This window comes from Desulfurella multipotens (genome assembly GCF_900101285.1).
In the GTDB taxonomy this organism is placed as follows: Bacteria; Campylobacterota_A; Desulfurellia; order Desulfurellales; family Desulfurellaceae; genus Desulfurella; species Desulfurella acetivorans.
In genome coordinates this window covers 52,431-65,794 of record NZ_FMYU01000004.1, presented here as the reverse complement: position 1 = coordinate 65,794, position 13,364 = coordinate 52,431, and the positions used below count along the sequence as shown (strand labels likewise).

The 13,364-nt window shown below is 32.6% G+C and carries 15 protein-coding genes and 1 other RNA gene; 6 read left to right on the top strand and 10 right to left on the bottom strand.

The window, feature by feature from the left end; genetic code table 11:
- The first annotated feature begins 2 nt into the window (after positions 1-2).
- Complete coding sequence (locus BLQ93_RS03275) at positions 3-893, top strand: DMT family transporter (RefSeq protein ID WP_092128121.1); 891 nt, start codon at positions 3-5, stop codon at positions 891-893.
- Here the strand turns inward: BLQ93_RS03275 and BLQ93_RS03270 are convergent.
- The 10 genes from BLQ93_RS03270 to BLQ93_RS03225 form a co-directional block, all read right to left on the bottom strand.
- Positions 885-1,313: an NIL domain-containing protein gene (locus BLQ93_RS03270; protein ID WP_025391532.1), complete on the bottom strand. Its 429-nt coding sequence runs from the start codon at positions 1,311-1,313 to the stop codon at positions 885-887. The genes BLQ93_RS03275 and BLQ93_RS03270 overlap by 9 nt on opposite strands.
- Positions 1,314-1,315: 2 nt before the next feature.
- Positions 1,316-2,026, bottom strand: a complete 711-nt coding sequence (locus tag BLQ93_RS03265) for a UPF0280 family protein (RefSeq protein WP_025391531.1) — start codon at positions 2,024-2,026, stop codon at positions 1,316-1,318.
- Positions 2,020-3,219: a homocysteine biosynthesis protein gene (locus BLQ93_RS03260; RefSeq protein WP_245670439.1), complete on the bottom strand. Its 1,200-nt coding sequence runs from the start codon at positions 3,217-3,219 to the stop codon at positions 2,020-2,022. The genes BLQ93_RS03265 and BLQ93_RS03260 overlap by 7 nt, the downstream gene beginning before the upstream one ends.
- 59 nt (positions 3,220-3,278) lie before the next feature.
- Complete coding sequence (locus tag BLQ93_RS03255) at positions 3,279-4,055, bottom strand: TIGR00282 family metallophosphoesterase (RefSeq protein ID WP_216818728.1); 777 nt, start codon at positions 4,053-4,055, stop codon at positions 3,279-3,281.
- Positions 4,045-5,592 (bottom strand): ribonuclease Y, encoded by a 1,548-nt coding sequence (rny, locus tag BLQ93_RS03250; protein WP_173801006.1) that lies wholly within the window; start codon positions 5,590-5,592, stop codon positions 4,045-4,047. Before rny ends, BLQ93_RS03255 begins: the two co-directional genes overlap by 11 nt.
- Before the next feature lie 8 nt (positions 5,593-5,600).
- Entirely contained in the window at positions 5,601-6,155 is a 555-nt protein-coding gene (locus tag BLQ93_RS03245; protein WP_025391527.1) for a 5-formyltetrahydrofolate cyclo-ligase, read from the bottom strand.
- A gap of 23 nt (positions 6,156-6,178) precedes the next feature.
- Positions 6,179-6,355, bottom strand: a non-coding RNA gene (gene ssrS, locus BLQ93_RS03240) — 6S RNA.
- A gap of 55 nt (positions 6,356-6,410) precedes the next feature.
- On the bottom strand, positions 6,411-6,848 hold the full coding sequence (locus BLQ93_RS03235) for an ACT domain-containing protein (protein ID WP_025391526.1): 438 nt from the start codon (positions 6,846-6,848) through the stop codon (positions 6,411-6,413).
- Between the two features lie 10 nt (positions 6,849-6,858).
- Positions 6,859-8,154 (bottom strand): phenylacetate--CoA ligase family protein, encoded by a 1,296-nt coding sequence (locus tag BLQ93_RS03230; RefSeq protein ID WP_025391525.1) that lies wholly within the window; start codon positions 8,152-8,154, stop codon positions 6,859-6,861.
- The gene (locus tag BLQ93_RS03225) at positions 8,151-8,423 is read right to left on the bottom strand and encodes a glutaredoxin family protein (RefSeq protein WP_025391524.1); all 273 of its coding nucleotides are present in this window, start codon (positions 8,421-8,423) and stop codon (positions 8,151-8,153) included. Before BLQ93_RS03225 ends, BLQ93_RS03230 begins: the two co-directional genes overlap by 4 nt.
- A gap of 195 nt (positions 8,424-8,618) precedes the next feature.
- Here BLQ93_RS03225 and BLQ93_RS03220 point away from each other — a divergent pair, with 195 nt between their 5' ends.
- The 5 genes from BLQ93_RS03220 to BLQ93_RS03200 are packed head-to-tail and all read left to right on the top strand — an operon-like array spanning position 8,619 to position 13,342.
- Positions 8,619-10,268, top strand: coding sequence for an acyl-CoA mutase large subunit family protein (locus BLQ93_RS03220; RefSeq protein WP_025391523.1), 1,650 nt, complete (start codon positions 8,619-8,621; stop codon positions 10,266-10,268).
- 10 nt (positions 10,269-10,278) lie between these two features.
- The gene (locus tag BLQ93_RS03215) at positions 10,279-10,689 is read left to right on the top strand and encodes a cobalamin B12-binding domain-containing protein (RefSeq protein ID WP_092128117.1); all 411 of its coding nucleotides are present in this window, start codon (positions 10,279-10,281) and stop codon (positions 10,687-10,689) included.
- A complete protein-coding gene (gene meaB / locus BLQ93_RS03210; RefSeq protein WP_025391521.1) occupies positions 10,655-11,617 on the top strand; it encodes a methylmalonyl Co-A mutase-associated GTPase MeaB in 963 nt (320 codons plus the stop codon). The genes BLQ93_RS03215 and meaB overlap by 35 nt, the downstream gene beginning before the upstream one ends.
- Positions 11,614-12,009, top strand: coding sequence for a methylmalonyl-CoA epimerase (gene mce / locus BLQ93_RS03205; RefSeq protein WP_025391520.1), 396 nt, complete (start codon positions 11,614-11,616; stop codon positions 12,007-12,009). The genes meaB and mce overlap by 4 nt, the downstream gene beginning before the upstream one ends.
- Before the next feature lies 1 nt (position 12,010).
- Positions 12,011-13,342: an FAD-dependent oxidoreductase gene (locus BLQ93_RS03200; RefSeq protein ID WP_092128115.1), complete on the top strand. Its 1,332-nt coding sequence runs from the start codon at positions 12,011-12,013 to the stop codon at positions 13,340-13,342.
- Positions 13,343-13,364: the final 22 nt, after the last annotated feature.

Here is a 13,364-nt window from a genome sequence, read left to right as displayed (position 1 = left end):
TAATGTCTAAAATAAACATATATAAAGAACAACTTAGTGCATATTTTTATTTAGCGCTTTGTATTATATTATGGGCAGCAATTCCTGTAGTATCAAAAAAAATACTTGTTGAGTTAAATAATATCCAAATGCTTTTTTATTCAAGTATTATATCTTTTGTTGTTTTATTTTTCGTTAATATTTTTCAAAACAAATTACATTTACTAAAACAATACAAATTCAAAGATTATGCAAATATGTTTTTACTGGGCTTTTTGGGTACTTATTTTTGTTATCTTATTCTTTATGGAGCTTTTAGTATTGCTGGTGCACAAGAGGTTTTTCTGCTTGCTTATACCTGGCCTATAATGGTTGTGATTTTAGGAGTTTTTATATTAAAAGAACGTTTAACTTTTAAAAAAATAATCGCTATCCTTATTAGTTTCTTTGGTATATTTGTAATTGTAACAAATGGCAATTTAACAAACCTAAATTTTTCTAACCTCAAAGGAGATTTTCTTGCATTGCTTTATGCATTTGTATTTGCTTTATTCAGCATACTTGGTAAAAAATTTAAATATGATCAAACTGTATCGGCTTTAGTATTTTTTTTAGCTGCAGTTATTTTTATGATACCAACTGTTTTACTATTATCACATATAAAATTACCAAGTATAAATGTATGGTTTTGGTTGTTTTTAAATGGTTTTTTTATAAATGGCATATCTTATGTATTTTGGTTTAAAGCACTAAAAGCTCCAACGCATCTTGTTTCTAATTTGTTATATTTAACACCTTTTCTATCTTTGGTTTATATACATATATTTTTGGGCGATAAAATACTTATTAGTTCATTTATAGGTCTTAGTATAATTGCAAGCGGTATATTAATTCAAAGCATCAAATCAAATTAAATCACCATCAAGACCGCGTATTTTCATTGCTTTTGTGGGACATACTTTAACACATAACTCACATGCTATACATTTATCCTTATAAAATGAAACCTTCATTGTTTGTCTATCATCTATAATAAGAGCATCGGTTGGACAAACACTTAAGCAATACCCGCAGTGGTAGCACAAATCATCGTCTCTAAAAACTCGGTCTTCTATACTAGAAATCTCAACACCGTTTTCTTTTAAGTATTCAATACCGCTATTGTAGGCATTTTCTGTTCCAATAAGCTCAAGTATCATCAAGCCTTCTTTTTTAGGCGAAATTTTTGCTTCCATCACATTAAATGTCAAATCGTACTTTCTGGAAAGTTCACAAATAATAGGTCTACCAGCTGCTTTTTTGGAAAATTTTAATAAAACTTTTTTTGCTATCACTATTAGCCTCCTAACTCAATATCGCCCCAAAAAGCTATCTTGCCATCACAAATAAAGCAACATCCAATTGTTTCTTTGTATTTTCTTGCAAGATCAACTGCTTTATGAAGGTCTTTATCGTTTTTTATTATATTACCACAAGCACTTGCCAGACAATCACTAAAATATGCATCGTGAGAAATAATAAGTGACACATCACTTATGCCAAATGATAGAGATGGCCCTACCTTAGCACTTGATGTGCATATACCATATGGTTTATCAGATTTTTTCAAAAGTATTGTAATATCATTTAATGGGTGATCTTTACCTACATATAAACCTAAGCTTACGTCTTTGTTTAACTTCAAAAAAATATCGCCACCATTTTCTACAATGCATTCTTCGCAATGCTTCAATAATACCTTTCCTAATTCCTGCGAAATAGCCCCAGCTACGCAAGCCATTGGACCAACATCCATCATTTGTGATGTTTTAATCATTTTTTTTACTATAAAGGGAGCGCTTTTATCTTGTTTTATGGGTGAAAGTGATGTAAAAAATTCTTTTGACTTTAAAATATAGTTTTCTAAATCTTTCCTAATTTTATATAATGTTTCAAATGCTATTTCCTTGAGATCTTTGCATGTTTTTACAAATAAATTACTCTCTTTTATTGTTACTTCAAAACCGTATAAATCGTTAACAACATTTTGCCTATAAAATCTTAGCATTTCACATACTTAAGTGGTTCATAATCACTTGATTGCCCAATTAAACAAGCTGGTTTTGTAAGGTAAAATTTGCCATCTAATATCCATTTTTTTAACTCTTCAGCAATTTCAAGCGCCATGTAATAGCTTGATAGTGGTGTTGTTGGTACTTCTTTGCCGTCAATTATGATTGTTCCACTTTTTAGCTCTTTGTAAGTTACAAGACCATATGTTTTGCTAATTTTATTTGGATAATCATAACCGTAATCATAAACATATGCCTGTATATCTTCATCGCTAACACCGCAAAAAAAAGCCATTTCTTCATTGATTATCGGTATAGGTACACCAATACCTAAACTTAAAGATACACCGTATCCTAAAATTGATGCTCCTTTTATATATCTAGTATTCATTTGCTTCATATCGCCAGCAACCGCTAATGTTCCTGCACCTGATTTTGGCAAGCCTCTTTCGTTTCTTTCTACGTCCGGGTCATGTTGAGTACCCTGGTAGATTACATAACCTATCCCACCACCTAAGAATATCCTTGTACCTATGCCTATTGTCCTGTAAAACGGGTCATTAAACAACGGAGATAGCTCTCCTGCCGAAGAATACGTGGCATTGCTTATATTTGGTTTTAATACACCCATATATGTATAAATTGTTTTATCTGTCGTATTTATAGCAACAGAATAATTTTGGTAAACATTGCGCGGGTTTAATAATGTAGCATCTCTTAAATCAGAAATAGTAATTTCTTTTTCAAACTCTTTTGCTGGATAACAATCCGTACCATAACCTTCTGCTCTAAGCAATACCTTTTTGCCAGCAATTAAATCTTCGATAACATGGCCACCGCCGTAATTAAATCTACCAGGATGAATACTATTTAACGGATCACCCTCTTTAACCGCTGTTGCTCCAAGATAACAATCAACAGCAGCAACACCGCCATAAGCTTCAACATCATTAAACCATACCTTAGAAGCTTTTATCTTTGGTTTTGTATGCCAAAAATTTATTAGTGCGCCACTTGAGCACATTGTTCCAAAAGTGCCTGTGGTTACAACATCAACCTTTTTAGCTGCTTCTATACAACCATGTTTTCTAACGATGTCTATCATTTCTATTGCATTAACAACCACTACCTCTTTTCTTTTTATTTTTTCGTTTATTTCATCGATTGTCTTATTAACCTTAAATTCCACAGGACACCTCCTTGAATAATAATCGGTTAGTATATTACTAACCAATGTGTTTGTCAAGACTAAGCTTCATTTATTTTTTCTATATTCAGTGCTTTGCCTGTATAAACATTAATATCAACAATACAGGCATTTAGCCTCAAATCCTCCTTGCACACATCAAATTTTGTTGGCATATAAGTTATAAACTTTTCGATTATAGCTTGCTTTTTAAAGCCAATAACACCGCCATGGCATCCTGTTAAACCTACATCTGTAATATATGCTGTACCACCCGGTAAAATTTTTTCATCATTTGTCTGCACATGCGTATGTGTTCCAAGTATTGCACTAACTTTACCATCACAAAACCAGCCAAATGCCTGTTTTTCGCTTGTTGTTTCCGCATGAAAATCAATAATCTTTATTGTAGGTAAATCTTCCCTAATTAATTGATTTAATAAAATAAATGGATTTTCAACAGGATTCATAAAAATTCTACCTAAAAACGTAGCAACCAAAACCTGTGTATAATTTTTTTCTACAATTACGTAAGGTTTTCCTTTTGTATTTGGCATATTAAAAGGCCTTGCAACTTTATTCATACTATCAATATTAATAAGAAAATCCTTTTTATCCCAAACATGATTACCTGTAGTAAATGCATCAAAGTAAGGTTCTATAGCATCATACGTTTCTTTTGTTATCCCAAAACCGCCTGCTAAATTTTCTATATTTGCTATAGCTACATCGTAAGCGTATTTTTCTTTGAGAAAATCCAGTTTATCTATAACAATTTTTCTTCCTACATCCCCCACTATATCGCCTACAAACAAAATGCGCAAAAACTCAGTTTGCATACTCAACAGCCCTTAATTCTCTAATTGTTACTACTTTAACCTGTCCAGTATAAGTCATGTTTTCTTTTATTTCTTCTGCAATCTCTTTTGCGACAAGATAAGCATCATTATCGCTTGTAAATTGATCTTCAATTATAACTCTTAGCTCTCTGCCAGCTTGAATTGCATATGCATTTTTGACATTCTTGTATTTTTTAGCAATTTTTTCCAATTCTTCCAATCGCTTAATATAGTTTTCAAGTACTTCCATTCTAGCACCGGGTCTTGCTGCGCTCAAAGTATCAGCAATTGAAACAAGAACACTTTCAACACAGTTGGGCTCTACCTCACCATGATGAGACATAATAGCATTTATAACATACTCATTTTCTCCGTACTTTCTTGCTATTTCTGCCCCAATTGTTGTATGTGAGCCTTCCATTTCTTGATCCGTAGATTTTCCTATATCATGCAAAAGACCTGCCCTTTTAGCTAATTTTATATTAAGCCCAAGCTCGGCTGCCATAATCCCAGCCATGTAGGCTACCTCCACAGAATGTTGTAAAACATTTTGCGTATAGCTCGTCCTATATTTTAACATTGACAAATGCTTAATAATCTCTGGATGTAAATTTTCTATACCTAAATCGAATATTAAAGATTTAACCTCTTCAATAGCTTCCTGTTCTAGCTCCTGTTTAACTTTTTCAACAACTTCTTCTATGCGAGCCGGGTGAATTCTACCATCCTGTATCAACTTTTCTAAAGCAACTTTAGCAATTTCTCTTTTCTTTGGATCAAAACTTGATATTACAACAACCTCTGGAGTATCATCGATGATTAAATCTACACCGGTTTCTTTTTCAAAGGACCTAATATTTCTGCCTTCTCTGCCTATAATTCTTCCTTTCATCTCATCATTTGGCAAACTAACAGTAGATATTGTTTTTTCCATTACAAACGTGCTTGCCATCTTTTCCATGGTAAGGCTTAGTATTTTCTGCGAAATTTTTTTTGCATTTTCATTAACTTCTTCTTCGATTTCTCTAAGTCTTACAACAGCTTCTTTTTTTGCAACATCTTCAATTTGTTTGATAAGGTATTCTTTAGCATCTTCAGTAGTCATTCTAGCAATTTCTTCAATTTTTCTTTTTTGTTCTTCGAGTAAACTTGTAAGTTTAGCACTTTCCTCGTCTAAAAATTGCTCTTTTTCTTTAAGTTCTTCCAATTTTTTATTTAACTGTTCCTGTTTACTATCAAGTTGAAGTTGTTTTTTGTCTAAAGTCTCTTCTTTCATTTGAAGTCTTTTTTCCCATTTTTGAATTTCTTTTCTTTTTTCTCTGATTTCTTCATCAATCTGGTTTTTTGCTGTAAGTGTATAATCTTTAATATCAATTTCGGCTTTCTTTAACATGTTATTTCTTTCAATTTCTGCATTTTTGATTATATCCTCAGCTTTTTGTTTTAAATACTCCTTTTTTTTGATTTGCAGAAAATAAACACCAAGATAACCTATTAAAAGACCTAATATTAATGTTAAAATACTAAATAATATCATTGACATACCTATCTCCTACACTTTAAAATTCTTTTTTCAGTAATTATGTAATCAAGAGAAACATCAAAATCATCTTCTTGAATATAAAAATTTTTAACTTGAAAATCAAAACATACACCTACTTTTAAAGCTTTTGAATTTTTAAGTAATTTATCGTAAAAACCCAAACCATATCCCACTCTATAACCTCTTTTATCGACTGCCAGGGCAGGAACAATAAAACAATCAATGTTTTTTTTAAATGCAAAAATACCACAAAATGGCTCTAAAACAGAAAATTTACCTTTTTTAAAACTTTTTGATTTAGCAATACGTAGAAACTTTCCTTCCATTTTTGTAAAAAATATATTAAAGCTATTGCCTATTATGAAAAAGTTTGGTTGAACTTCATTATTTATAGGATTATATGAAACTACATTTTTAATACGCTTATTTTTAAGAAAATCCGCTAACTTTTTCGATATGATTTGACTTTTTGATAATACGAATTTTTTAGAATAGAGTCTTCTTTCGTTTAAAGCATCACGCCTTAATTGTTTTTTTGTATATTTATAAACTTCCATTACAAACTTCTTTAAAATTTATATTAAAGCCTAAGGTGCCGTGTGCGGAATTTTCCTAGAACCTAGCAATGATAAGTGGGTACCTCGAGAATAGCCTTTCACGGCACTTTTTCAAGCGCCATAAGGCTACCTGATACTGGCCCCCCATTGTTAGGTGTTGGCTCTAAGGAAAAATTGCATCACGAACACCCAAGGCCAATTTAAATTAAACTAAAACCTAAACCTATTATACCAAAAATAATAGAAATTTCAACATCATACAATGCTTTTAATATCGCTTTGCGATAATATTTGTATGTTATTTGCAATACAACATTTTATAGTTTCTTCTAAATCAGAAACTTTTATTATCATCACAGCATAATCTTTTATTTTTGCAGAAAACCCATACATATACTCTATGTTAATATTGCTTTCTTTGAAAGATTTTAACACTTTTGCAAGCGATCCTGGCCTATCGCTTATAGCTATAGCCAAAACTTCGGTTAGGCTTGCAGTAAAACCATTTTTGGTAAGTATTTCATGAGCAAACTTCGGGTCTTCGCAAATAAATCTTACTATGCCAAAATCCGATGAATCTGCAAGGCTTATGGCCTTTATATCAATGTTATTATTACCCAATACCTCAACTACATCCAGTAATCTGCCAGGTTTGTTTTCAACAAAAACGGAAATTTGATTTAATCTTTTCATTAGCTTGCCTCTATATTTTTCTTTTATCTATTACACGCTTGGCTTTACCTTCGCTGCGCTGTATAGTCCTTGGCTCAACAAGTGTAACTTTTGTTGTAATACCTAAAAGATCCTTTATATCCTTTTGAATTTGATTTTGTAAACTTTGAAGCCTTTTGATTTCATCAGAAAAAACCTTGCTATCAACTTCTACTTGCACTTCAAGCGTATCCAAATTATTAACTCTATCCACAATCAACTGATAGTGAGGTGCAAGTCCTTCAATTTCCATCAAAACTGATTCTATCTGGCTTGGAAATACATTTACACCTCTTATAATTAACATATCATCGCTTCTGCCTAATATTTTTTGTATTCGCCTATGGGTCCTGCCACACTTGCATGGTTCTTTTATAATTCTTGTAATATCTTTTGTTCTATATCTTATTAGTGGCATAGCCTGTTTTTTTATAGTTGTAATAACAAGTTCCCCTTCCTGACCATCTTCTAATGGTTCTAGTGTTTGGGGATCTATTATTTCTGGTATAAATGCATCTTCCCAAATATGCAAGCCTTCTTTAGCTTCACACTCAATTGCTACACCAGGACCCATTATCTCGCTTAGACCATATATATCCATAGCGTTTATTCGGAGTTTTTCTTCTAATTTTTGACGCATATTTTCACTCCAGGGTTCAGCCCCAAAAACGCCTACTCTTAAATTTATTTTATCAAGTAAACCCATTTCTTCGATTGTATCTGCAAGAAGCTGGGCATAAGAAGGTGTAGCTGTTAGAACAGTTGACTTAAAATCCACCATAATCATAATTTGCTTTTTGGTATTGCCTCCAGATATAGGAATTACTGCTGCGCCTAATTTTTCTGCACCGTAGTGGGCGCCTAATCCCCCTGTAAACAAACCGTAGCCATAAGCATTTTGTATAATATCTTTATCCGTTACACCGCAAGCAACAAAAGATCTAGCCATCAATTGAGCCCATTCTTCAATATCAGCTTTTGAATAACCAACAACAGTAGGTTTACCCGTTGTTCCACTTGATGCATGTATGCGAACGATTTTGTTAATAGGCATACTAAACATACCATAAGGATAGCTTTCTCTCAAATCATCCTTAGTGGTAAATGGTAATTTATGTAAATCTTTTAGAGATTTTATATCTTCTGGTAAAATATTTGCTTTTTTAAATGCTTCTTTGTAAAAAGGCACAAGAGCGTATACCCGCTCAAGTGTTTGCTGAAGTCTTTTAAATTGCAGAGCTTCTAGGGCTTCTCTTGGTAGAGTTTCAATTTCATCATCATATATCATGAAGACAACCCTAAAAGTTTATCAATTTTTGCTTTATCAAAACCTACAATAGCCCTTGAACCGATAAGTACCACCGGCACACCGGTTTGACCTGTCATTCTCACCATATCCTCCGCTGCTTTTCTATCTCTTGAAACATCTACATCTTTAAAATTAATACTGTTTTTCCTTAAATAGTCCTTTACCCTTGTACACCAAGGACAACTTGGCGTTGAAAAAACTACTACGCGTGGTTGTTTTTTTATTGTATCTTTTTGAGTACTATCCATACTTAAATACCTCCTTTTTTGTTTTAGAATATATACATTTTGTAGCTATTGTCAATTGTGTAAGTTTATCACTTTATAATAATTTTGTTAACTTTTTTAATTTTCGCATAATTAAAATATATGTTAAAATTTAGTTTACTTTTTTTGACGTTAAGTATATAATTTAGTGCAAGCATTAAAAAAGGAGGATTCAAGATGAGCGAAAATGGCTACAAAAACTGGCAAGAAAAAACCTTAATACCTTACATCAAAAAAAACCCCACAAGAAAAGAAAGGTTTAAAACAAGCTCTTATCTTGATGTGAAAGATTTATATACAGATTGTGATGTAAAAGATTATGAACAAAACTTATCGTATCCTGGTCAGTATCCTTTTACAAGAGGACCATATCCTACCATGTATAGGGGCCAGTTTTGGACAATGCGACAATACGCTGGTTTTGGTACAGCAAAAGAATCAAATGAACGTTATAAATATTTATTAAAGCAAGGCCAAACAGGCTTATCTGTTGCATTTGATTTGCCTACACAGATTGGTTATGACTCAGACTCTCCTATGAGCGAAGGAGAGGTTGGTAAGGTTGGTGTAGCTATAGACACAATAGATGACATGGAAACTTTGTTTAAAGATATTCCACTTGATAAAGTGTCAACATCTATGACAATTAACGCTACAGCTTTTATATTGCTTGCTATGTATATAGTTGTAGGCAAAAAGCAAGGTGTGGATAAAAAACTTTTGCGCGGTACTATCCAAAATGATATTCTAAAAGAATATATTGCACGCGGTACATATATTTATCCACCAAAACCTTCAATGCGAATAATCACAGACATTTTTGAGTACTGCTCAAAAGAAGTACCAAAATGGAATACCATAAGTATTTCTGGCTATCACATAAGAGAAGCAGGCTCAACAGCTGTCCAAGAAGTAGCTTTTACATTGGCAAATGGTATTGAATATGTTAAAAGTGCTATTGAAAAAGGTTTAAATGTAGATGATTTTGCTGGAAGGCTATCATTTTTTTTCAATGCACACAACGATATTTTAGAAGAAGTAGCGAAATTTAGAGCTGCAAGGCGCATGTGGGCAAAAATCATGAAAGAACGCTTTCATGCAAAAAATGAAAGGTCGCAAATGTTAAGATTTCACACACAAACAGGCGGTTCAACACTTACCGCTCAACAGCCAGAAAACAACATCATAAGAGTGACACTTCAAGCACTTGCAGCCGTACTTGGTGGTACGCAAAGCCTTCATACAAATTCTATGGATGAAGCCCTTGCTTTGCCTACTGAAAAATCCGTTCGAATAGCCTTAAGGACCCAGCAAATAATAGCTTATGAGTCAGGTGTTGCAAATGTTGTTGATCCGCTTGGCGGATCATATTATATAGAAAGCCTAACAGATACGATAGAAGAAAAAGCATGGGAATATATAAATAAAATCGACGAACTTGGTGGTATGGTAGCTGCCATTGAACAGGGTTTTGTACAAAAAGAAATTCAAGATTCAGCTTACCAATACCAGATGGATATTGAAAATAAAGAAAGAATTATTGTAGGTGTAAATAGTTTCCAAATTGAAGAAGAACCACCAAAAGATTTACTTAAAGTTGATCCTTCGCTAAGATTTGAACAAATAAAAAATCTTCAAAGAATTAAGTCTCAAAGAGATAACGAAAAAGTATTAAAAAGTTTAAATCTATTAAAAGAAGCTGCCAGATCTGATCAAAACATAATGCCAGTTGTTATAGAGTGCGTTGAGAATTATGCTACATTGCAAGAAATTGCAGATACACTAAGACAGGAATTTGGTGAGTACAAAGAAAGCGTGATAATTTAATGGAGGCAAAATGCGAAAAATTAGAATTTTAATAGCAAAACCAGGTCTTGATGGCCATGATAGAGGTGCAAAATTTATTGCAAGGGCTTTACAGGAAAATGGCTATGAAGTAATTTACACTGGCATAAGGCAAACTCCAAAACAAATTGCGCTTGCAGCGGTCCAAGAAGACGTGGATTTTGTAGGTTTGAGTTTGCTAAGTGGGGCTCATAATGAATTATTTCCAAAAGTAGTTGAAGAATTGCACAATGCTGGTGCAGATGATATAATTGTTTTTGGGGGCGGTGTTATCCCAAATTCCGATATCGAATTTTTAAAATCTAAAGGCATTAAGGCAATTTTTGGACCAGGTACATCTATTAAAACAATTGTGGATTTCATTGAAAATGAATCAAAATCAAGAAATTCAAAAATTGGTTGATGGTATTTTAAATAAACAAATACGCTATATAGCAAAAGCCATAAGTTTTATTGAAAACTCTGAGTATAAAATAAAAAAACCTTTTTTAAAATTAATATTTCCCTATACCGGAAAAGCAAGTATTATTGGAATTACTGGCTCACCTGGTGCTGGTAAATCTACAATTACAGACAAATTAATTAAAGCTTTTAGAAATGATAACAAAAGCGTTGCGGTTTTAGCAATAGACCCAAGCAGTCCATTTACAAAAGGAGCTTTACTTGGCGATCGTATAAGAATGCAAAGCCACACCACTGACCCATTTGTATATATACGATCAATGGCTTCACGCGGTGCGCTTGGTGGTTTATCTCAAGCTACAAAAGATGCCATTAAGGTTTTAGATGCAGCAGGTTTTGATATAATTATTGTAGAAACAGTGGGCGTTGGTCAAAGCGAAATTGACGTTGTAAAAGTTGCAGATTGCGTTGTACTTATATTTGCACCTGGTTTTGGTGATGAAATTCAGGCCATGAAAGCAGGTGTAGTAGAAATTGCAGATATATATGTTATAAACAAAGCAGATCTAGATTTTGCTCAAAAATTATTCAAAGAAATATCCGATATTGCAAACTTAAGTCAAAAACAACCCAAACCAGCAGTGTTGAAAACGATTGCTACAAACACTTTTCAAGAGAGTGGTATAGACTTACTTAAAAAAGAAATATCAAATTACTTGAATTTCATCAAAAACTCGAGCAATTTAGCTAAAAAAAGACAGTATTTTATAGAGTCAGAGCTTATTGATACACTTAGTAAAGCTATGATTGACAAAATTTTATCAAACCAAAACATAAAAAGCTTTTTTGATAAAGCAACCATAAAAAAAATTTACAACAAGGAGTTGAATTTTTACACTGTGATTGACAAAATAATGGAGGCAATATGAAAAGCATTGATCATATAGGTATAGCTGTAAATGACTTAAATGAAGCCATAGAAATTTATAAAAACATATTAGGTTTTAACTACTTAGGCAAAGAAACAGTAGAAGAACAAGGTGTAAGAATTGCCAAATTTGATTGTAATGGCGTTCATTTAGAATTTTTAGAACCAATATCAGACAATAGCCCAATAAAAAAATTCTTGGAAACAAAAGGACCTGGGATTCATCATATAGCCTATAAATGTGATAATATAGAACAAAAAATTGAATCCTTGAAGAAAAAAGGCGTAAAAATGATTAACGAAAAACCAAAACAAGGCTCAAACAACACATTAATTGCATTTTTACATCCAAAATCAAGCATTATTTTAACAGAACTAGTGCAAGGAGGATAATATGGAACCATTAAAAATTGTTGTAATAGGAGCAGATGCAGCTGGTGCAAGTGCTGCAAGCCAGGCAAAAAGAAGGCAAAAAGATGCACATGTTATTATGCTTGAAAAAACCCAGGATGTTTCATACGGTGCCTGTGGTATGCCGTATATAATAGGCCTCAAAAAAGATATGGAAGAAGTTGTAGCAGTAAGCGCAAAAGAATTTAGAGAAAAACGCAATATAGATTTAAGGTTAAATGAAGAAGCAATTGGTATTGATACAAAAAAGCGCGTAGTTTTGGTGAAAAATAATCTCTCAAACCACCAATATGAGCTTAATTATGATAAATTAATTATTGCTACTGGCGCCAAAAGTAACTTACCACCTATTGATGGAATAACAAATGAAGGCGTTTTTTCCCTAAAATCATTGGAGGATGGAAGAAAACTAAACAAATATCTAATAAGCGAAAATTGTAAAAAAGCAGTTCTTATAGGTGGGGGATTTATCAATTTAGAACTTGCAGACAATTTAAAAAAACGTGGTTTAGAAGTTGTAATTTTAGAAAAATTAGATAATATTTTGCTAGAATATACTGATGAAATAAGACAAAAGGCTATTGAAGAATTACAAAACAATGGCGTAAAGCTAATTTGTTCTGTTGATATAGAAAAAATAGATTCACCTCTCAAGGTGATAACAAACAAAGACACATTTGAGTGTGATGTTGTTAATGTATCAACTGGGTTTAAACCAAATACAGACTTTTTGATTGGTAGTGGTTTAAACTTCTTCTCAAACAATGCAATTGATGTTGATCAAAAAATGAAAACTAATATTGAAGATGTTTTTGCCTGCGGAGATTGTGCAACTATTTATCATAAATTATTAAAGAAACATGTATATTTTCCACTTGGCACAAATGCAAACAAGCAAGGCCGCATTGCAGGCATAAATGCAACAGGAGGTAATGAAGTATTTGAAGGTATAACAGGCACTTCTGTATTTAAATTGTTTGATTTAGGTATAGCAAAAACTGGATTAAGCTTAAAACAAGCACAAGATGCTGGATTTGAACCAAAAATTACAACTATTGTTGCAAATGAAAAAGCACATTATTTACCAAACAATAAGGAAATAATAGTTTCACTTATAAGTGATATAAAAACAAAACAGCTGCTTGGTGCTCAAATTTGTTCTTATGACGGAATTTTAAGGATTAACGCTTTGTCTGTTGCAATATATGCAAATTTAAAAGTTAGCGAAGTTAAGTATTTGGATTTTGCATACTCGCCACCATACAGTGCTGTATGGGATGCTGTACTTATTTGTGCAACACAAGCAGATAAATAAGTAGAATATTATTAAGGAGGAA

Bases quoted from the DNA above. Each gene is read 5' to 3' on its own strand.
- BLQ93_RS03275 (WP_092128121.1), top strand. From the start codon at position 3: ATGTCTAAAATAAACATATATAAAGAACAACTTAGTGCATATTTTTAT.
- BLQ93_RS03225 (WP_025391524.1), bottom strand. From the start codon at position 8,423: ATGGATAGTACTCAAAAAGATACAATAAAAAAACAACCACGCGTAGTA.
- BLQ93_RS03255 (WP_216818728.1), bottom strand. From the start codon at position 4,055: ATGCAAACTGAGTTTTTGCGCATTTTGTTTGTAGGCGATATAGTGGGG.
- BLQ93_RS03235 (WP_025391526.1), bottom strand. From the start codon at position 6,848: ATGAAAAGATTAAATCAAATTTCCGTTTTTGTTGAAAACAAACCTGGC.
- BLQ93_RS03230 (WP_025391525.1), bottom strand. From the start codon at position 8,154: ATGATATATGATGATGAAATTGAAACTCTACCAAGAGAAGCCCTAGAA.
- BLQ93_RS03245 (WP_025391527.1), bottom strand. From the start codon at position 6,155: ATGGAAGTTTATAAATATACAAAAAAACAATTAAGGCGTGATGCTTTA.
- BLQ93_RS03220 (WP_025391523.1), top strand. From the start codon at position 8,619: ATGAGCGAAAATGGCTACAAAAACTGGCAAGAAAAAACCTTAATACCT.
- BLQ93_RS03215 (WP_092128117.1), top strand. From the start codon at position 10,279: ATGCGAAAAATTAGAATTTTAATAGCAAAACCAGGTCTTGATGGCCAT.
- meaB (WP_025391521.1), top strand. From the start codon at position 10,655: ATGAATCAAAATCAAGAAATTCAAAAATTGGTTGATGGTATTTTAAAT.
- mce (WP_025391520.1), top strand. From the start codon at position 11,614: ATGAAAAGCATTGATCATATAGGTATAGCTGTAAATGACTTAAATGAA.
- rny (WP_173801006.1), bottom strand. From the start codon at position 5,592: ATGATATTATTTAGTATTTTAACATTAATATTAGGTCTTTTAATAGGT.
- BLQ93_RS03265 (WP_025391531.1), bottom strand. From the start codon at position 2,026: ATGCTAAGATTTTATAGGCAAAATGTTGTTAACGATTTATACGGTTTT.
- BLQ93_RS03200 (WP_092128115.1), top strand. From the start codon at position 12,011: ATGGAACCATTAAAAATTGTTGTAATAGGAGCAGATGCAGCTGGTGCA.